Source organism: Stutzerimonas azotifigens (assembly GCF_013522725.1).
In the GTDB taxonomy this organism is placed as follows: domain Bacteria; phylum Pseudomonadota; class Gammaproteobacteria; order Pseudomonadales; family Pseudomonadaceae; genus Stutzerimonas; species Stutzerimonas azotifigens_A.
Map to the genome: position 1 here is coordinate 1 of NZ_JAAMRF010000030.1, position 323 is coordinate 323.

A 323-nucleotide genomic window follows, 5' to 3' on the forward strand; every position below is an offset into this window, starting at 1 on the left:
TACTGCCCGCACTGCGACGGCCCGCTGTTCAAGGGCAAGCGCGTGGCGGTGATCGGTGGCGGCAACTCCGGTGTCGAAGCGGCGATCGATCTCGCCGGCATCGTCGCCCACGTGACCCTGATCGAGTTCGACAGCCAGCTGCGTGCCGACGCCGTGCTGCAGAAGAAGCTGTTCAGCCTGCCGAACGTCGACGTGATCACCAGCGCCCTGACCAGCGAAGTGAAGGGCGACGGCCAGAAGGTCACCGGCCTGATCTACAAGGACCGCAACTCCAGCGAATTCCATTCGCTCGAGCTCGAAGGCATCTTCGTGCAGATCGGCCT

The 323-nt window shown here is 64.1% G+C and carries 1 protein-coding gene; it reads left to right on the forward strand.

The genetic code is table 11. The features are described from left to right. Window positions 1–323 (forward strand): NAD-binding protein (locus G7026_RS22505; RefSeq protein WP_181073273.1); only part of this gene is annotated, 323 nt, incomplete at both ends.